Below are 18028 nucleotides of genomic sequence, written 5' to 3' on the forward strand. Positions count from 1 at the left end.
CTGAAAGCCCGTCGCAGCAGGCCTCCAGGGTAATCAGCGCGGTGCGCTCCAGACGCTGTTCGGGTCGCCATGCCGCGCGCGGCGCAGGCTCGCGCGCGCCAGCGTGGCAAATCCGAATGCCAGTGCGAGGGCCACCGCATCCACCCAGAACAGCGGCCAGTAGCCGCGTGCCGCGCTCGTCCACGGCCAGTAGCCGGTCAGGCCGCCGTGCGCCACCGCCACCAGTGCGGTGCTGACGGCGGCCGCCCAGAGCAGCTCACGGGCGGCCTGGTCGGGGCGGCGCAGTGCCGCCCACAGTGCACACGCGGCCCAGGTGGCGAAACAGATCCAGCGGATGCCGTGATCGACCGCCTGCGGCGCGACCTGTTCCAGGATCTGTGCGCCCACGAAGCTCGCCGAGACTGCCACGCACAGCCCGATGCAGACCCCCACCGTGGCCCGGGCCATGTTGATCTGCGCGCGGCCCTGTTCCACCTGGCGCCGTTTGCGCCGCGATTCGATCCACAGCAGGTTGCCGGAATAGAACAGGAAGGCGCCGCCCAGGCCGAGCAGGAAATACAGCCACACCACCACGCCGTTGCCGAACTCGCCGAAGTGCAGCGCGTAAGCCGCGCTCAAGGTGGCATGGTTGGCATCGCGCTGGCCGGGCAGCTGGCTGCTCAGCAGGCGGCCGCTGGCCGCATCCAGGCCGACCGCGCCCAGCGGCCCCAGGGTGCCGCCGGATTCGCCGGTGATCTCGATCGTCGCGTTGGCATCGCCGGCATGGGCCAGCTTCAGGAAGGCCGGTTCGAAATCGGCCACGCCCTGCGCGCGCGCCACCTCGATGGCGCGTGCATGCAGCATGCGCAGCTGGGTTCCAGCGCCGGGCTGGCCGCTGGGCTCGCGTACCGGGGCGGTGTCCATCGCCGCCGGTACCGCCTGCAGCAGCTTGCCGTCGAAGATCAGCGGATTCAGCGCCGCCATCTGCAGGAACACCAGGCACAGCAGTGCGCCGGTGACGGCGAACATCAGATGGAAGGGCAGGCTGAGCACGCCGATCACGTTGTGCGCGTCCTGCCACATCTGCTTGAGGTTGCGGCCTGGGCGCAGCGCGAACAGATCGCCCAGCAGTTTGGGCAGGTGGATGACCAGGCCACTGAGCAGGGCCACGCCGTACAGCAGGCTGACGATGCCCATCAGGTAGGTGCCCGCGACCGGCAGGCCCAGACTGTAATGCAGCTCGTTGACCAGCTCGGCCAGCCCGGTCTGTGGCGGGGTCACGCTGCCGTCGTAATGGTCCAGCCAGGCGTACAGCCAGGTGCCCTTGGCATCCTGCCAATACGCGATCGGTTGCGGATGATCCGCGCCCGGAAAGGTCATGCCCACGTGGACGCGCGCAGTGGGGTGCCGCGCCAGCACGCCGTCGAGCAACCGCTGCGCATCGTCCAGGCTCGCGGCCGGGGTGTCCACCGCATGCGGGGTCTGCCACAGCGGCAGATCGTGGTGGAACAGGGTCAGCGCACCGGCGTAGAACGCCACGAACAGTGCGAAACCGGCGACCAGGCCCACCCACGTGTGCAGGGTGGTGAAGGTGCGCAGGGTCTGGGAACTGAACTTCATCGTATCGCTCTCATTGCACCGCGCCGGTCAGGCGCAGCAGCCATAGCAGGCCGAACCCGGCCAGGGCGGTGGCGCTCATCACGGCCCACGCCCGCAGCCCGGTGCGGAAGCTGAAGGCCCAGATCGCGGCCAGCATCCACAGCGGAATGAAGGCGATCAGGCTGGGCACCAGCGCGTTCTGCCACGGCCCCGGCGGCAACCAGGCGATCAACCCGGTGGCCGCGGCGGCGACAAAAAAGCCCGCCAGCACGCCTGCACCGGCCCGTGCCCACATCAGCGCATCACCTGTGCGGGGCGGTGCCACGCGGCCAGCAGCGGCAGCAGGATCGCCGCCAGCATCCAGCTGCACAGCATCACCACCATGCCAGTGGCAATACCCAGGTTGGCGATCCACAGCCACAGCGCCGCCACGGCGGCAACCAGGCTGATCTGCCGGCCCAGCCGTCCGGCCCGACGCAGGCGTGGCCAGCGGCAATGCGGGGAGGCGGCATACAGTGCCAGGGCGGAAAAGGCGGAGCCGACCAGCGCCAGGCTGCAGAAGCCGAGCGAGGTCAGGGCAACAGTGATCATCGGCAATCCAGTCGGCAAACCCTGTCCCGGGCAGGACAGTAATCCGCGCATGGTAATCATTGCGGTTTGCAGGCGCCACACGGACGCATTCAGGCGCTGTGCGGGCACCGGTTGGCTGGCGGGCGGCGCATTCAGTGGCGGATTGGTTTAAGATCAGGGCATCTCTATCGAGGCAACAAGGTGGCCCGCGCCCTGCGCCGGTCTAGCGTGTGACATGAGCACTACCACCGCCCACCGCTGAACGCCCCCGACGGCCCCTGACGCAGGCGCCCTCGTGGCGCTTTTTTATTGCCTCGCCCCCGGATTCTCCAGGCCCCCTTGCGGGCCACCAGACCAAAGCACTCTCATGATCGCGATCACGCTCCCCGACGGCAGCCGCCGTGAATTCGAAAACCCCGTCAGTGTCATGGACGTCGCCCAGTCCATCGGCGCCGGCCTGGCCAAGGCCACCATCGCCGGTGCCGTGGATGGCGTGCTGGTCGATGCCAGTGACGTCATCGACCACGATGCCAGCCTGCGCATCATCACCGCCAAGGACGAGGAGGGCGTGGAAATCATCCGCCACTCCGCCGCCCATCTGGTCGGCCATGCAGTCAAGCAGCTGTACCCGGACGTCAAGATGGTGATCGGCCCGGTCATCGCCGAAGGCTTCTACTACGACATCTACTCCGAGCGTCCGTTCACGCCCGAGGACATGGCCGCCATCGAAAAGCGCATGGGCGAGCTGATCGCGCAGGACTACGACGTCATCAAGAAGGTCACCCCGCGTGCGGAGGTCATCGAGATCTTCAAGGCGCGTGGCGAGGACTACAAGCTGCGCCTGATCGAGGACATGTCGCCGGAGATCCAGGCGATGGGCATGTACTACCACCAGGAATACGTGGACATGTGCCGCGGCCCGCACGTGCCCAACACGCGCTTCCTGAAGGCCTTCAAGCTGACCCGCATTTCCGGTGCCTACTGGCGCGGCGATGCCAAGAACGAGCAGCTGCAGCGCATCTACGGCACCGCTTGGGCCGACAAGAAGCAGCTTGAGGCCTACATCAAGCGCATCGAAGAAGCCGAAATGCGCGATCACCGCCGCATCGGCAAGCAGCAGGAGCTGTTCCACCTGCAGGAAGAGGCCCCGGGCCTGGTGTTCTGGCACCCCAAGGGCTGGGCGCTGTGGCAGGTGGTGGAGCAGCACATGCGCCGTGTGTACCGCGACAGCGGCTACGGCGAAGTGCGCTGCCCGCAGATCCTGGATGTGTCGCTGTGGCAGAAGTCCGGCCACTGGGACAACTACCAGGAAAACATGTTCTTCACCGAATCGGAGAAGCGCACCTACGCGGTCAAGCCGATGAACTGCCCGGGCCACATCCAGGTGTTCAACCAGGGCCTGCACAGCTACCGCGATCTGCCGATCCGCTACGGTGAGTTCGGTTCGTGCCACCGCAACGAGCCCTCCGGCGCGCTGCACGGCATCCTGCGCGTGCGTGGTTTCACCCAGGATGACGGCCACGTGTTCTGCACCGAGTCGCAGATCGAGGCCGAAGTGACGGCCTTCCACCAGCAGGCGCTGGCGGTCTATACGACCTTCGGTTTCGACGAGATCCAGATCAAGATCGCGCTGCGCCCGGAAAAGCGCCTGGGCGATGACGCCACCTGGGACAAGGCCGAAGCCGCCCTGCGTTCGGCGCTGGGCAACTGTGGCGTGGAGTGGCAGGAGCTGCCGGGCGAGGGCGCCTTCTATGGCCCGAAGATCGAGTACCACCTCAAGGACGCCATCGGCCGTACCTGGCAGTTGGGCACGATGCAGGTCGATTTCATGATGCCCGGCCGCCTCGGCGCCGAGTACGTGGACGAAAACAGCCAGAAGAAGCACCCGGTCATGCTGCACCGGGCGATCGTCGGCTCGATGGAGCGGTTCATCGGCATCCTGATCGAACACCACGCCGGGTCCTTCCCGTCCTGGCTGGCTCCGACCCAGGTGGTGGTGGCCAATATCACCGATGCGCAGGCTGAATACGTCAGCGAAGTACGGAAAACCCTTGCAGATCAAGGCTTCCGCGTGAACGCCGATTTGCGCAACGAGAAGATCGGATATAAGATTCGCGAGCATACGCTGCAGCGGGTCCCGTACCTGCTGGTGGTTGGCGACCGTGAGAAGGAAAATGGCGCCGTGGCCGTGCGTACGCGCTCTGGCGAAGATCTGGGCAGCATGTCCGTCCAGGCCTTCATCGAGCGGTTGCAGGCAGAACAGTCCGTGTAAGAAAGTCCCGGCCCTGCGGATGCTCCGCGATGGGCCGGTTTGATTCCTCTGGGAGATTGCAATATCAGTACCCCTGACAACAAACAGAACCGCAAGAATCAGGAAATCCGGGTGCCGCGCGTCCGCGTGATCGGCAGCGACGGAGAAATGATTGGCGTGTTGACGCGTGACGAAGCGCTGTCGATGGCCGAAGACGAAGGTCTGGACCTGGTCGAGATTCAGCCGCAGGCTGATCCGCCGGTGTGCAAGATCATGGACTTCGGCAAGTTCAAGTTCGAAGCGCAGAAGAAGGCCAACGAGGCCAAGAAGAAGACCAAGCAGGTCGAGATCAAGGAAGTGAAGTTCCGCCCGGTCACCGATGAAGGTGATTACCAGATCAAGCTGCGCAAGATGCGCGGGTTCCTGGAAGAGGGCGACAAGATCAAGGTCAACATCCGCTTCCGTGGCCGTGAAATGAGCCATCAGGAACTGGGTCGCGAGATGGCCAACCGGATCGAAGGTGATCTGGGCGAAGACATCGTGATCGAGTCCCGTCCGCGCCTTGAAGGCCGGCAGATGGTGATGATGATCGCGCCGAAGAAGAAGTAAGCGGCCATCGGTCCCAGCCCGGACGGGCGGGGCGCAGAGCCGGGCCATGCCCGGCTGCCGGCGCCGCCGGCGTCGAGTGCTTCAGATTCGCGTTGCAAGGCACGGGCGCCTTTTCAGGCGCCTGCTGCCGTTTGCCGTGGCCGCAGCCTCCTGCGGCCCGTCCGCTGGGCGTTCCACGCCTGCCGGCACCGGTAAACACCCGCCCAATCAAGCGTTTGCAACTGCCTGGATTCACGGGCATAATGGGCGGCCCCGTTTTGCGGGGGTGCTGTTTTGAACGGTTTCCCGCCCCACAAAGGCACGCTGTTTCAACGGCAAACAGGACCGGCCTGGTTCCCATAGGGGATCCCGGGCTTACAAGCAGGCAAGGGCACGGACGGAAAGTGTGGCAATGCCACCGCCCTGGTCAGTGACAAAACATCATCAAGGACATAGCAATGCCCAAGATCAAGACCAACCGGGCGGCGGCCAAGCGCTTCCGCAAGACCGCGTCCGGCAAGTTCAAGGCTGGCCACGCCAACCGTAGCCACATCCTCACGAAGAAGTCGACCAAGCGGAAGCGCAATCTGCGTCAGACGAACCATGTTCGTGCAGAAGACGCAGGCCGTTTGAACCGTATGCTTCCCTACCTCTGAGGACTGACCCATGGCACGAGTAAAGCGTGGCGTACAGGCGCGTCGCCGCCACAAGAAAATTCTGACCCTGGCGAAGGGTTACTACAACGCTCGCCGCAAGGTCTTCCGCGTTGCCAAGCAGGCCGTGATCAAGGCACAGCAGTACGCCTACATCGGTCGTAAGCAGAAGAAGCGCAATTTCCGTTCGCTGTGGATCACCCGCATCAACGCGGCTGCCCGCATCAACGGCCTGAGCTACAGCCGTTTCATGAACGGCCTGCTCAAGTCCGGCATCACCCTGGACCGTAAGGTTCTGGCTGACATCGCCGTGCACGACGCAGCTGGTTTTGCTGCACTGGCCGAAAAGGCCAAGGGCGCACTGGCGGCATAAGTCCATTCCCCTGCCGTTGCCGTTCACGCGCAATGGCTGTGGGTAAGGCAAATGCATGGGGAAGGGCGCAAGTCCTTCCCCATTCTTTTTTGTGTTGGCGGTGGCCCTCCCGGTGCCATCGATCGACAGCGGTGGCGACGGGGGTCGGCCCGACGCGCATCGCGATGGCATACCGACGCGAGGCTCCGGCTATCCATGAGTGACATCCAATCCCTGACCACGCAGGCACTGGCCGACGTGGCCGCTGCCCAGAGCCCCGATGCGCTGGAAGTCCTGCGCGTGGCCCTGCTGGGCAAGAACGGCAGCATCACCGCCCAGCTCAAGCAGCTCGGTGGTCTCCCGGCCGACGAGCGCAAAGCCGCCGGCGAAGCCATCAACCGTGCCCGAGACGCGCTGAGCAGCGCGCTGGGTGATCGCAAGACCGTGCTGGAAGACGCTGCGCTGGACGCGCGCCTGGCCGCCGAAGCGATCGACATCACCCTGCCGGGCCGTCGCGATGAGCGCGGTGGCCTGCACCCGGTGACCCGTACCCTGGAGCGCATCACCGAGATCTTCGGCCGCCTTGGTTACGAGCTCTCCGAAGGCCCGGAAATCGAAGACGACTGGCATAACTTCGAAGCGCTGAACTTCCCCCCGCACCACCCGGCGCGCGCGATGCACGACACCTTCTATTTCGGCGATGGCCGCCTGCTGCGCACGCATACCTCCGGTGTGCAGGTGCGCTACATGGGCGAGCACGCACCGCCGCTGCGCATGATCGCGGCCGGCAAGGTGTACCGCAGCGACAGCGACCAGACCCATTCGCCGATGTTCCACCAGGTGGAAGGTCTGCTGGTCGATGAGCACTCCACGTTTGCCGATCTCAAGGGCACGCTGTCCGAGTTCGTGCGCGCGTTCTTCGAGCGCGATTTCGAGATGCGTTTCCGTCCCAGCTACTTCCCCTTCGTGGAACCCGGCGCGGAAGTGGACATCGCCTGGCAGCAGCCCGACGGCAGCACCCGCTGGCTGGAGGTGCTCGGCTGCGGCATGGTCCATCCGAACGTGCTGCGCAGCGTCGGCATCGATCCGGAGCGCTACACCGGCTTCGCCTTCGGCCTGGGCGTGGAGCGCTTTGCGATGCTGCGTTACGGCGTCAACGACCTGCGCGCGTTCTTCGAAAATGACGTGCGGTTCCTGAAGCAGTTTGCGTAACAGCGGAACCGCCGGGCCGACCCCGGCGCGACGTCGCACCACCATTCATCACGGCCCAGGCGCCTGCGCCGGGTCCACCAGGGTGACACCATGAAATTCTCTGAAAACTGGCTGCGCAGCCACGTCCCGACCACCGTCTCGCGCGATGAACTCAGCGCGGTGCTGACCGCGATCGGTCTGGAAGTGGAAGAGGTCGATGCGCTGGGTGATGGCCTGCAGCATGTGGTCGTGGCCAAGATCATCTCCGCCGAACGCCATCCCGAAGCTGACCGCCTGCAGATCTGCCAGGTCGATGCGGGACAGGGCGAGCACCTGCAGATCGTCTGTGGCGCGCCGAACGCGCGCCCGGGTCTGGTCGCGCCGCTGGCGATGGTCGGTGCGCAGATCGGCGATCTGAAGATCTGGCCGGCCAAGCTGCGTGGCGTGGACTCCAACGGCATGCTGTGCTCGGCCAAGGAACTGGGCCTGGACACCGATGCCTCGGGCCTGTTCGAACTGCCGGACGATGCGCCGGTCGGCCAGACCCTGGTCGAGTATCTCGGCCTGCCCGATGCCAGCATCGAGATCAAGCTGACCCCCAACCGCGCCGACTGCTTCAGCATTCGCGGCATCGCCTTCGACGTGGCCGCCGCGTGCGCCAGTGAAGTGGTGCCGTTCGACGCTGCGCCGGTCGCCGCCGTGGGCACGCGCGAGCTGACGATCCAGCTCGATGCCGGTGCCGAAGCCCCGCGTTACGTCGGTCGCGTGATCGAGGGCGTCAACGCCCGCGCCGCGACCCCGCTGTGGATGGCCGAGCGCCTGCGCCGCAGTGGCGTGCGCCCGGTCTCGCTGCTGGTGGACGTCACCCAGTACGTGATGCTGGAACTCGGCCAGCCGATGCATGCCTTCGATCTGGGCACCCTGCAGGGCAGCATCGGCGTGCGCCGTTCGCGCACGGGTGAAACCCTGAAGCTGCTCGACGGCCGCGATGCCGCGCTGGACGACAGCTTCCTGCTGGTCACCGATGCGGACCGCCCGATCGCGCTGGCCGGCCTGATGGGCGGCTTCGATACGCGCGTCACCGACGACACCACGAACGTGTTCCTGGAGGCCGCGCACTTCGCGCCCGCCGCGATCATGGGCCGCGGCCGCAAGCTGGGCCTGCACACCGATGCCGGCCACCGCTTCGAGCGCGGCGTCGACCCGGTGCTGCCCCGCACCGCGATCGAGTACGCCACCCGCCTGATCCTGGAGCTGGCCGGCGGCACCCCGGCGCCGGTCACCGAGGCCGTGCGCGAAGCCGACCTGCCGGCGACCGCCACCATCGGCCTGCGCCGCGCCCGGATCGCGCGCGTGCTGGGCATCCAGATCGCCGATGCCGATGTGGAGCGCATCCTGCGCGCGCTGGGCATGGACGTGGCCGCGACCGCCGATGGCTGGCAGGTCACCGCGCCAAGCCGCCGTTTCGATATCGCCATCGAAGAAGACCTGATCGAAGAGCTGGCCCGCATCCACGGCTACGAGCAGATCCCGACCACGCTGCCGGGTGGTGCCTCGCGCGTGGCGATGCCGACCGAGACCCGCCTGGACGACCTCAGCGTGCGCCGCCAGCTGGTCGCCCGCGATCTGCAGGAAACCATCAACTACGCCTTCGTCGATGCCGCGCTGCTTGCGCAGTGGCAGCTGGACGAGGGCCTGGTCGCGCTGGCCAACCCGCTGTCGGCCGAACTGGCGGTGATGCGCCCGTCGCTGCTGCCGGGCCTGGTCGCCACCCTGGGCCGCAATGCCGCCCGCCAGCTGGGCCGCGTGCGCCTGTTCGAACTGGGCCGCGTATTCCATCAGCAGGCCGGCGAAGGCCAGCCCGCGCCGCTGGAAACCCAGCGCGTGGCCGCCGCGATCTGTGGCGATGCCGACACCCAGCAGTGGGGTCTGCCGACCCGCAAGGTCGATTTCCACGACCTCAAGGGCGACCTGGAATCGCTGGCCGCAGCCAGTGGCGCCGAGCTGGTGTTCACGCCGTCGCAGCGTCCGTATGGCCACCCGGCACGCTCGGCCGAGGTCTCCCGTGACGGCGTCAGCCTGGGCTGGATCGGCCAGATCCACCCGCGCCTGGCCAAGGCCATGGATATCGACGTGGACGTGTTCGCCTTCGAGCTGGACCTGGTGCCGTTGGCCACCCGCGCACTGCCGCGCGCGACCGAGCTGTCGCGCTTCCCGTCGATGCGCCGGGACCTGGCCTTCCTGGTGCCCGAGGCCGCGGCCTGGGCGGACCTGGAAGCGACCCTGCGCCGGGCCGTCGGCCCGCTGCTGCGGGAGGTCACCCTGTTCGACCGTTACGTCGGCCAGGGGGTCGAGCCGGGGTTCAAGAGTCTCGCTATGGGCTTGATTTTGCAGGACAAGTCGCGCACTCTGACGGACCGCGACGTGGATGCGGTGGTGGCCGAGGCGGTCTCTGCCATGGAGCGTGAACATCACGCTCGGATCCGCGGTTGAGCGGGAAGCATGGGGGATAGCAGGCAATGGCATTGACCAAGGCGGAGATGGCCGAAAAGCTGTTCGACGAAGTCGGTCTGAACAAGCGCGAAGCCAAGGAATTTGTCGACGCGTTCTTCGATGTGCTGCGCGAAGCATTGGAACAGGGACGTCAGGTGAAGCTGTCCGGCTTCGGGAATTTCGACCTGCGGCGCAAGAACCAGCGCCCGGGTCGCAACCCCAAGACCGGTGAGGAAATTCCGATTTCCGCCCGTACGGTGGTCACCTTCCGTCCGGGCCAGAAGCTCAAGGAAAGGGTAGAGGCATATGCTGGATCCGGGCAGTAACCGAGAACTTCCGCCGATACCGGCCAAGCGCTACTTCACCATCGGTGAGGTCAGCGAACTGTGCGACGTCAAGCCGCACGTGCTGCGTTACTGGGAAACCGAGTTCCCCAGTCTCGAGCCGGCCAAGCGCCGCGGCAACCGCCGCTACTACCAGCGCCACGACGTGCTGATGGTCCGCCAGATCCGCGGCCTGCTCTATGAGCAGGGCTACACCATCGGGGGCGCGCGGCTGCGCCTGGAAGGTGCCGATGCGCGCGAAGAATCGGCGCTGAGCAACCAGATCATCAAGCAGACGCGGATGGAACTGGAAGAAGTGCTGCAATTGCTGCGCCGCTGAACCATTTTTCACGCAAACCCGTTATACTCGTCGGCCCGCTGAGAGGCGGGGACATTGCCAGCATCATCGGGGCGTAGCGCAGCCTGGTAGCGCATCTGCCTGGGGGGCAGAGGGTCGTCGGTTCAAATCCGGCCGTCCCGACCAAACTGGTAATAAAAACAAAGGCCTACGCAGCAATGCGCGGGCCTTTTTTTTGCGTCACCCTATTGTCCCCCTATTCTCCCCCTATCGAACCAGCACACTGCCGGTCTGCACTTCCTGCCAAGGGGTGTCGTGACCTTCCAGATAGTGCTCTGTCATCGACGTGGACGAGTGGCCCATCAGGCCCTGCACCTGCTCGATCGCCCAACCGGATTCGCTCAGCAAAGCCCCGCCCAAGCTGCGGATTTCGTGGAAGCTCGGCGGGTTGTCGCCCTTGATACCGGCCGCTTCGCGCGCGTCGAGGAATGCTCGAGTCACCTGTTCCGGCATGACCTGCGTGTGGTGCTGCCGCGCCGCTGCGCGTTTGTCCGACGGCCGAGGGCGCCGGGCGCTCCATTCGGGAGGGTGTCGATACCTTCGCTCGAAGCACCAAGGCGACGCGGCGCGCACTGTACTGGCAGGTGGATCGCAACATCCCGGCCGACGCCCCCGTCCCGCTGTCCCGCACCCAGCAGACTCTGGCTGCGATGACCGCCCCCACGCCTGGCGCCGAGGCGACCACCGGCGCGCTTATCAACCCGGAACTCGGGAGGATCGCAGAGAACCTGGCCACAGACTTGGCAGCCGGCAACGGCGTGGCACTGCCCTACGAGGCGGTGAAGGGTCTGCGGACTCGGGTTGGCGAGGAGGCATTCAACTTCAGCCTCACCCCGGATAAGCCCACTGCCCAGCTGCGGCAGTTGTATGGCGCCCTCACCGACGACATCGCCGACGCCGCGCGGCAGGCTGGACCGGACGCGGAGCGAGCACTGAAGCGGGCGAACAACTACTACAAGAAGTCGCAGAAGCGCCTGGAACTGCTGGAAGGCGTCGTGGATCGCAACGGTGGCCCCGAGCGAATCTTCCAAGCAGCGATGAGCGGCGCGAAAGAGGGCGCAACGGTGCTGCGATCGGTAATGAGGTCGCTTCCGGTGGATGCCCAGAAGGACGTTACTGCGGCCGTTATCCGGCGCATGGGGTTGGCGAATCCGGGTGCGCAGGACGCTGCGGGAGAGGTCTTCTCGGCAGCAACGTTCCTGAACAACTGGAACAAGGTCAGCCCGGAGGCGCGTGCGACCCTGTTCAACCGATACGGTGGCAAGGTGTCCGAGGACATCGACAAGCTTGCGCGGGTCGCTGAGAGCATCAAGGACGGCTCGGGGGTGCTGCGCAATCCGTCGGGCACCGCGGCGCAGGTCGCGTCGTTCGGCTACGGCGGCGGCCTGGCCATGTCCATTCTGACTGGCGACCTCCCGACCTTGGCGAAGCTGGTCGCGGGCGGCGGTCTTGCCAACCTGACGGCCAGGGCACTCACCAGTCCGAGGACGGTCAACTGGTTGGCGCGGAATACCGATACGCCGATTGGTGCACTGCCGGCGCAGATCAACGTGTTGAAGCGGATTGCCGCCGAGAACAATGACGAGGCGGCGGCAGATCTCGCTGCCGCGCTCGAGGGTTCAGAGGAAGAATGAGATGACGATGAGGGGGATGCCGATCAGCGCGGCGGCTCCCCCTGCGACGATCAGGTAGTCCCGCATACGCATCGGGTGCCGCGCACCGGCCGATCGGCGCTGGTTAGCCTTCTGGATATCGCTCCAGGCTTTCTCGGGCTCAAACTGCCCGGCATCTTTGAATCGGTCGCCGCTCATCATCTTCTCCGCTTTACTTGCCTTCAAGGATCTTTCGCTTCTCGGATTCAAACTCTTCCTGTGAGAGGGCGCCGCTGTCCAGCAGCATTTTCAGCTCTCGAATATCAGAAAGCCTGTTGCTACCAGCGCTCGTTGATGATGCCCGCTGCTTGGCCAGGATCACGTCTTCTGGCAAACCAGCATCAATGGCAGCGTCGTAGCGGGCAAGCACGTTGTTGGCGACTCGGATAGCGCCAATGTTTCCAAGTTCAGCCCGATTCTCGTTGTAGACCGCGCTGTAAAACTCGGACCGCTTGTGTGCGCAGGCGTTCTTGGCCGCGGCCGCGATGGCCGCAACGCTTTCATTCGGTGAGGCAAGCCGAAGTACCGAAGACTTCAGGCAGGCGCTCACTTCACCTGCTATCACCTGCGCCGGCGTACTGGTCTGCACTATCTGCATGGCAGCCCCCTCCCGGCTGCCGAGAGTCTTCCCAACGGCCTCCCAGCCGGTCTGTTGAGCGCCAGCAAGCGCGGGGGAAAGGGCGATCAGCAAGCCCATGGCAAGTTTCATGATGGTCCCTCAGGTCCCTCTGGCGGTCGCGCAGATGATACTCCGCCTGCGGGCGGGTCTCCTGACTTGCTCCGATACCTTTCGATTTCAAGAATGGCCGCTTCAACGCCTGCGACGGAAATCTGAGGGCGCAGATTTGGATGATAGTCACGTTCCTTGTGCGACGCTGCAACGAAAGCTTCGTTGGGTCCGATAAATGGCTTTCGGGCATCATTGATAAACTGTGGCGATTTCCGCCACAAGTGGCTGCCTTCTAGGCGCCATTGTGAGCGGAGCTCCAATCGCAGCCCGCGCCGGTCTCTCTGGCTCGTGATATTCAGCCATGTACTAGTTCCTTCATGCTCGGCGACACATAGGAAAGGGCCGGGGCGGAACACATGCTTATCATCTGAGCGATTTACTGCGGCGTTCTCATAAAGTGCAGCAGGGTCCAGGAATGCAACTGTGCCCGGTTTTATCTCGTTTTCAAGTAGTGGCATAAATTTCCTATTGTTTTAAGGGCAGTGGGGAAGTCTAGGGTTTCTTTCGCAAGGACCACCGGCCGCGGGGGGCGGCCGGTGCTGAAGCCTCAGGGACCCACGACGAACAGCGGAGAGTCTCCGAGCAGCTTCCCGTCCCGCTTCAGCCAAACCTCGTAGTGCGGAAAGTGGAGGAAGGGCGAATGCTGATGATCTTCTCCCGGCACCAGTTCCCCATTCAGTTTGTAGCCGCTTCGTTCGTAAACTGAACTCGGGTTGTGTCCCCATATTTCAGGTTTGCCGTCTATGGGTATCACTACCGCGCCTGGGGACGGGGCGCTGCGATCTGTCGCACAGGCCTTGGGGTCGGGGATTCGGATCTCGACTTCAACACCCGGGGCAGTCGCTATACCGACGTCCGAAAGGGCGTGGTAGATGTGCCCGATGGCTGGCCCAGTGAGGAAAAGGGTCTTGAACTTGGGCTCATCCGCAGTGCCCGCGTCCACATTGAAAGTCCAAGTCTCTCGGACGTGTATCAGACTGCCACGCGATGCATCGCGCGGAGATCGTCGGACGAAAGCGTCTGCTGGGTAACTCATTGCCATCTCCATGGTAGCTCCGGCCAATCCGGGGCCTGGTCGCATCCTATCCGATCCGTTGACCGGCCCGGGGGCGGGGGTAGGGTGGCCTCTCCCCAGCAGAGGAGAGGCACCCATGGGCAGATTCGAGCAGATCGGCGGAACTACCCCCGATCGCTTCCCCTCATGGCCGGTTCCAAATCTCGTTGATCTCGGCGATGGGCGGCATGTCCCAATCAGTGACCACGCCTGCACGAGCGTCGATCACAGCCAATCGGTCATTGGCATCCATGACCGCGAGAATCCGGTTGTAAGCCTCCGCGGCGCTGTACTGGGTATGCACGTAGAAGAGTGAGAGCTGGAATTGGTGCCACTGGCCGAGATCCTTAATCGCATTTCTGACCGCGTCGTAGTGCTGCCCCGGTGTCATGAGGTCGTATGCGATGAAGAGGTTGTAAGCCATCCTCTGAATTCCTTGCGGTTGGGACCCCGGCCGATCCGGGGCCTGGCCGCATCGTAGCTGATCCGTTGAACCACCCCTCAGTCCCGGCAGCATGGCCCCGTCAAAACCAGGGGCCATCCATGAGCCAGTTCGACCAGATCATTGACCGAATCCTCGCGCACGAGGGCGGCTACGTGAACAACCCCCGGGATCCGGGCGGCGAGACCCAGTGGGGCATCAGCAAGCGATCGTATCCCCATCTGAACATCCGCGCGCTCACCCGAAAGGACGCGATCGAGATCTACCGCCGCGACTTCTGGCAGCGGGTTCAGGGCGACAGCCTGCCTCGCGCCTTCGCCTTCCAGGCGGTGGATGCTGCGGTGAACCACGGCATCGGGAACTCGGTTCGCTGGATCCAGCGCGCCGCAGGCGTGGCCGACGACGGCATCATCGGACCGCGCACCATGGCCGCAATCGCGGCGCAGGATCCGGCGGACCTGGTGCTGCTGTTCAACGCCGAACGACTGGAGTTCTACGCCAAGCTGGGCACCTTCGACACGTTCGGCAAAGGCTGGACGCGGCGCGTGGCCGGGAACCTGCGGTACGCCGCCAAGGACAACTGATGGCCGCCGCACGGATGAAGGCCGCCAAGCTGTCGCCGGTCAGCCAGCTACAGGGCGTGCTGGTGGTGCTGGACGGAAGGACCAAGATCCCGACCGCCGAGCTGCTCTCGACCATCCGGGCGATGGTGAGCGACGCCTTGGCGGTACTGCAGGAGCCGGATTCCACGAAGCAGAAGATCGCGTTCGTGCTGCTGGCCATCCAGCAGTCCACCGAGGTGGTCGTGCGGGTGGTGCGCGGCAAGGAAATCACCCGGGTCACGGTCATCGACCAGCCGCTCTACCACTGGGCGCTGCGGGAAATCCACGCACTGGCAGGTGCCGCATGAGCTTCGCGACCCGAAACATCGGTGCGGCCCGAGCCGGCATCGCCATCCTGATCATTTTCCTCGTAGGCACCGCCATGGCAGTGCTGGCAGCGATCCCGCTTCCTGAGCAGAACAAGGACGTGTTCATCGGCCTGGTGGGCGGCCTGACGACCGCGCTGGGCATGGTCTGCGGCTACTACTTCAACGTGGGCGGGCGCCGCTCGCCGGGAGCCTGAAATGAATCGCACCCTGATCACTGTGCTGGCCTTCGTGGCCTGGTCGGCTGCCATGTTCGGGGTCGGCTGGGCATGGCGCGGTGATCGCGCTGAGGGCGTCGAAGCCCGGCAGCAGGCCAGCACCAGCGCCACGGTGGTCGAGCAGGTCAACCAGACCCGCGCCACCGAACACACCCAGGCCGACAAACTGGCCGCCATCGGAGTGAAGCATGAAGAAGATCGCGCTGCGGCCCCGGCCGTCGCTGATGCTGTTGTGGCTGACCTGCGCTCTGGTGCTCTCCGCCTGCGCAACGACCTCGCCGCGTGCCACACCGACCTCTTGTCCAAGACCGCAGCCGGCGCCCTCGAACGTGATGCGGCCACCCAGCGCCGAGAAGAGTTTGCGGGCCGAGTTGTTCGAATCGGTCGAGATGCCGACGACCAGCTCCGCGCCTGCCAAGCCGTGATTGCAGCGGACCGCGCCGAGACGCCCTGATGGCCGATCGCAAGATCAAACTGAAGGACCAGCTGGGGCGCGTCGTCAGGCTCGACGACGGCAACGCCGGTGCGACTCTGGGCAAGAACCTGTATGGGTCGGACGGCAAGCTGCTGACGGCGGCCCAGATCATCAACCCGCCGCCCGAGAAACAGAATGCGGTGGCCACCCTCTGGAAGCTGATCCGCGAGATTCCGGCCAACATCCAGAAGCTGGCCGCACTCGTCGGCAGGCGCAAGGGTAGGGGCAGGGCTAGGTGGTGGGAGAAGAGCGGGGAGTAATGCGAGGCGTCCCCCTATCGGCCCGTAACTCATTGATCGGTATATGCAGGGATTGCCACTTTTCGTAGGCGGCCGCGCAAGCTCGATCCCTTTCCAGTCAATGACATAGCCAGGTGTGGGGCGCTGCCTGGGGGGCAGAGGGTCGTCGGTTCAAATCCGGCCGTCCCGACCAATGTTGGTGATTCGAATAAAGGCTTGTGCAGCGATGCGCAGGCCTTTTTTCTTTTGGGCTGCTGTAGGTTGCCCGTCATACCGCAGCTCTATCAACGTGGCGATCGCTTTGGCTTTGTCGTGTTGTGCGGATGCCGCCGGTGCGTAGTACGCCGGTCGCACATCTCTTCCGAATCACCTTCTTGTAGCGGCGCGGAGCCGGCACACTCTGATCCCACGTTGTTCTCCACCAGGATGCTTCGCATGACCGAACAGCTCCATCCCTACGCGTCCCCGGGCAGCTCCCCGGTCCCGGCACCGCGCGTGCGCATCCCGCATCTGCAGCAGATGAAAGAGCGCGGCGAGAAGTGGGCCATGCTCACCGCCTACGACATGTACACCGCGGCGATCTTCGAAGATGCTGGCATTCCGGTGCTGCTGATCGGCGATTCGGCGTCCAACAACGTCTTCGGCAACGACTCGCTGCTGCCCGTCACGGTCGATGAGCTGATGCCGCTGGTGCGCGCGGTGAGCCGCTGCACGCGGCGGCCGCTGGTGATCGCCGATCTGCCGTTCGGTTCCTATCAGGCCTCGCCGGAGCAGTGCTTCCACACGGCGGTGCGTTTCATGAAGGAAGGCGGGGCCCACGCGGTCAAGCTGGAAGGCGGCATCGAGATGGTGCCGCAGGTGCGAAAGCTGGTCAGCTGCGGCATCCCGGTGATGGCGCACATCGGCTTCACCCCGCAATCGGAGCACCAGCTCGGTGGCTTCCGCGTGCAGGGGCGGGGCGAGGATGGCGCACGGCTGATCGAGGAAGCGCGCGCGCTGGAGGCCGCTGGTGCCTTTGCGGTGCTGATGGAGATGGTGCCGGGCGCGGTTGCCGCACAGATCACCGCCGCGCTGAAGATTCCGACGGTGGGCATCGGGGCCGGCAGCGACTGCGATGCACAGGTGCTGGTCTGGCAGGACATGGCGGGGCTGCGCACCGGCAAGCTGCCGCGCTTTGTGAAGCAGTACGCGGACATGCACGGCTTGCTGCAGAAGGCCGCGCGTGAGTTCGCGGAAGAGGTGGGGGCAGGCACGTTCCCCGGCCCGGAACACACGTTCTGATCGACGCACGCACCGTCTGAGACGCGTGTCCACGGTATCGCCGCGCGGCGGTACCGTGTCGCCTGCGTCATCGAATCGTCATGCGGGCCACGTACCTTCGCCGCACCTGGGGGTGAGGTGGGATCGTGGCCGAGCACGCAAAACGGCGTTTGGCGCGCATGTTTCAGGAACAGGGGCCGGTGTTGAGGGGATTCTTCACCCGCCGCGGTGCGCGTCAGGATGCCGAAGACATGGTGCAGGAAACCTATCTGCGCCTGCTGCGCGCACATGAGGATCAAGGCGATGCGATCGCCAATCCGGAGGCATACCTGTTCACTGTCGCGCAGAATCTTGCACGTGAGCAGGCCGCGCGCCGACGCTGGTCGATGCTGCCCATCGATGATCTTGAGAACCTCACCACGCTGTTGACCGGCGAGGAAACCGTGGAGGACGTCGCCGCGCGTGAGCAGCGCCGCACGCACCTGCAGACGCTGCTGGGCACCTTGCCCGAGCACACCCGCGCTGTGCTGGTGATGCAGTATCGCGACGGGCTCAGCTACAGGGAGATCGCCGAGCGGCTGGGCGTGTCCTCGCACATGGTCAAAAAGCATGTCGTGCGCGGGCTCTCCGTGTGTCGCCGTGCGTTGGCCGCGCATGCGGAGGCGTGGTGAGC

The 18028-nt window shown here is 65.0% G+C and carries 23 protein-coding genes and 1 tRNA gene; 17 read left to right on the forward strand and 7 right to left on the reverse strand.

All coding sequences use genetic code 11. The features are described 5' to 3' along the window. Window positions 1-33: 33 nt before the first annotated feature. The 3 genes from AC13F7_RS10610 to AC13F7_RS10620 are packed head-to-tail and all read right to left on the reverse strand — an operon-like array spanning window position 34 to window position 2169. Window positions 34-1599, reverse strand: coding sequence for a PepSY-associated TM helix domain-containing protein (locus AC13F7_RS10610; RefSeq protein ID WP_483000203.1), 1566 nt, complete (start codon window positions 1597-1599; stop codon window positions 34-36). Window positions 1600-1609: 10 nt separating this feature from the next. Then, window positions 1610-1873, reverse strand: a complete 264-nt coding sequence (locus tag AC13F7_RS10615) for a hypothetical protein (RefSeq protein ID WP_483000205.1) — start codon at window positions 1871-1873, stop codon at window positions 1610-1612. Further along, on the reverse strand, window positions 1873-2169 hold the full coding sequence (locus tag AC13F7_RS10620) for a hypothetical protein (RefSeq protein WP_481469230.1): 297 nt from the start codon (window positions 2167-2169) through the stop codon (window positions 1873-1875). Before AC13F7_RS10620 ends, AC13F7_RS10615 begins: the two co-directional genes overlap by 1 nt. Window positions 2170-2515: 346 nt before the next feature. Between AC13F7_RS10620 and thrS the strand changes: the two genes are divergently transcribed. The 9 genes from thrS to AC13F7_RS10665 all read left to right on the forward strand — a co-directional run bounded on the left by thrS (window position 2516) and on the right by AC13F7_RS10665 (window position 10483). Beyond that, window positions 2516-4420 (forward strand): threonine--tRNA ligase, encoded by a 1905-nt coding sequence (thrS, locus tag AC13F7_RS10625; protein WP_346471900.1) that lies wholly within the window; start codon window positions 2516-2518, stop codon window positions 4418-4420. A 48-nt stretch (window positions 4421-4468) separates the two neighbouring features. Further along, complete coding sequence (infC, locus tag AC13F7_RS10630) at window positions 4469-5008, forward strand: translation initiation factor IF-3 (protein WP_172407481.1); 540 nt, start codon at window positions 4469-4471, stop codon at window positions 5006-5008. A gap of 437 nt (window positions 5009-5445) precedes the next feature. Continuing rightward, on the forward strand, window positions 5446-5643 hold the full coding sequence (gene rpmI / locus AC13F7_RS10635; protein WP_017355265.1) for a 50S ribosomal protein L35: 198 nt from the start codon (window positions 5446-5448) through the stop codon (window positions 5641-5643). A 10-nt stretch (window positions 5644-5653) separates the two neighbouring features. Then, window positions 5654-6013 (forward strand): 50S ribosomal protein L20, encoded by a 360-nt coding sequence (gene rplT / locus AC13F7_RS10640; RefSeq protein ID WP_017355264.1) that lies wholly within the window; start codon window positions 5654-5656, stop codon window positions 6011-6013. A 195-nt stretch (window positions 6014-6208) separates the two neighbouring features. Then, window positions 6209-7204 carry a phenylalanine--tRNA ligase subunit alpha gene (locus AC13F7_RS10645; RefSeq protein ID WP_483000208.1) on the forward strand — a complete coding sequence of 332 codons (996 nt, stop codon included), beginning with the start codon at window positions 6209-6211 and terminating at the stop codon, window positions 7202-7204. 90 nt (window positions 7205-7294) lie between these two features. Beyond that, entirely contained in the window at window positions 7295-9676 is a 2382-nt protein-coding gene (pheT, locus tag AC13F7_RS10650; RefSeq protein WP_483000210.1) for a phenylalanine--tRNA ligase subunit beta, read from the forward strand. Window positions 9677-9702: 26 nt separating this feature from the next. Continuing rightward, window positions 9703-10002 carry an integration host factor subunit alpha gene (locus AC13F7_RS10655; RefSeq protein WP_005410432.1) on the forward strand — a complete coding sequence of 100 codons (300 nt, stop codon included), beginning with the start codon at window positions 9703-9705 and terminating at the stop codon, window positions 10000-10002. Next, window positions 9983-10339, forward strand: coding sequence for a MerR family transcriptional regulator (locus tag AC13F7_RS10660; protein ID WP_019182707.1), 357 nt, complete (start codon window positions 9983-9985; stop codon window positions 10337-10339). The genes AC13F7_RS10655 and AC13F7_RS10660 overlap by 20 nt, the downstream gene beginning before the upstream one ends. Before the next feature lie 67 nt (window positions 10340-10406). Further along, window positions 10407-10483, forward strand: a tRNA-Pro gene (locus AC13F7_RS10665). A gap of 81 nt (window positions 10484-10564) precedes the next feature. Here AC13F7_RS10665 and AC13F7_RS10670 read toward each other — a convergent pair. After that, entirely contained in the window at window positions 10565-10930 is a 366-nt protein-coding gene (locus tag AC13F7_RS10670) for a tyrosine-type recombinase/integrase (protein WP_483000213.1), read from the reverse strand. Window positions 10931-10941: 11 nt separating this feature from the next. Here AC13F7_RS10670 and AC13F7_RS10675 point away from each other — a divergent pair, with 11 nt between their 5' ends. Next, the gene (locus tag AC13F7_RS10675) at window positions 10942-11991 is read left to right on the forward strand and encodes a hypothetical protein (protein ID WP_483000215.1); all 1050 of its coding nucleotides are present in this window, start codon (window positions 10942-10944) and stop codon (window positions 11989-11991) included. Here AC13F7_RS10675 and AC13F7_RS10680 read toward each other — a convergent pair. The 3 genes from AC13F7_RS10680 to AC13F7_RS10690 all read right to left on the reverse strand — a co-directional run bounded on the left by AC13F7_RS10680 (window position 11977) and on the right by AC13F7_RS10690 (window position 14217). Then, window positions 11977-12168 carry a hypothetical protein gene (locus AC13F7_RS10680; RefSeq protein ID WP_483000217.1) on the reverse strand — a complete coding sequence of 64 codons (192 nt, stop codon included), beginning with the start codon at window positions 12166-12168 and terminating at the stop codon, window positions 11977-11979. The two genes, AC13F7_RS10675 and AC13F7_RS10680, sit on opposite strands and share 15 nt — an antisense overlap. A 13-nt stretch (window positions 12169-12181) precedes the next feature. Continuing rightward, window positions 12182-12718, reverse strand: coding sequence for an SHOCT domain-containing protein (locus AC13F7_RS10685; RefSeq protein WP_483000219.1), 537 nt, complete (start codon window positions 12716-12718; stop codon window positions 12182-12184). Between the two features lie 1220 nt (window positions 12719-13938). Beyond that, window positions 13939-14217: a hypothetical protein gene (locus tag AC13F7_RS10690; protein WP_483000221.1), complete on the reverse strand. Its 279-nt coding sequence runs from the start codon at window positions 14215-14217 to the stop codon at window positions 13939-13941. A gap of 119 nt (window positions 14218-14336) precedes the next feature. Between AC13F7_RS10690 and AC13F7_RS10695 the strand changes: the two genes are divergently transcribed. The 7 genes from AC13F7_RS10695 (at window position 14337) to AC13F7_RS10725 (ending at window position 18026) form a co-directional block, all read left to right on the forward strand. Then, window positions 14337-14819 (forward strand): glycoside hydrolase family 108 protein, encoded by a 483-nt coding sequence (locus AC13F7_RS10695; RefSeq protein ID WP_483000223.1) that lies wholly within the window; start codon window positions 14337-14339, stop codon window positions 14817-14819. Continuing rightward, window positions 14819-15145 carry a hypothetical protein gene (locus AC13F7_RS10700; RefSeq protein WP_483000225.1) on the forward strand — a complete coding sequence of 109 codons (327 nt, stop codon included), beginning with the start codon at window positions 14819-14821 and terminating at the stop codon, window positions 15143-15145. Before AC13F7_RS10695 ends, AC13F7_RS10700 begins: the two co-directional genes overlap by 1 nt. Continuing rightward, on the forward strand, window positions 15142-15360 hold the full coding sequence (locus tag AC13F7_RS10705; RefSeq protein WP_421116847.1) for a hypothetical protein: 219 nt from the start codon (window positions 15142-15144) through the stop codon (window positions 15358-15360). The genes AC13F7_RS10700 and AC13F7_RS10705 overlap by 4 nt, the downstream gene beginning before the upstream one ends. 1 nt (window position 15361) lies before the next feature. Next, complete coding sequence (locus AC13F7_RS10710) at window positions 15362-15835, forward strand: lysis system i-spanin subunit Rz (RefSeq protein ID WP_483000227.1); 474 nt, start codon at window positions 15362-15364, stop codon at window positions 15833-15835. Beyond that, the gene (locus tag AC13F7_RS10715) at window positions 15835-16116 is read left to right on the forward strand and encodes a hypothetical protein (protein ID WP_483000229.1); all 282 of its coding nucleotides are present in this window, start codon (window positions 15835-15837) and stop codon (window positions 16114-16116) included. The genes AC13F7_RS10710 and AC13F7_RS10715 overlap by 1 nt, the downstream gene beginning before the upstream one ends. A 414-nt stretch (window positions 16117-16530) precedes the next feature. After that, window positions 16531-17376, forward strand: a complete 846-nt coding sequence (panB, locus tag AC13F7_RS10720) for a 3-methyl-2-oxobutanoate hydroxymethyltransferase (RefSeq protein ID WP_483000232.1) — start codon at window positions 16531-16533, stop codon at window positions 17374-17376. Between the two features lie 125 nt (window positions 17377-17501). Next, a complete protein-coding gene (locus tag AC13F7_RS10725) occupies window positions 17502-18026 on the forward strand; it encodes an RNA polymerase sigma factor (protein ID WP_483000234.1) in 525 nt (174 codons plus the stop codon). Window positions 18027-18028 lie beyond the last annotated feature (2 nt).

Source organism: Stenotrophomonas sp. K-6, from assembly GCF_056861555.1.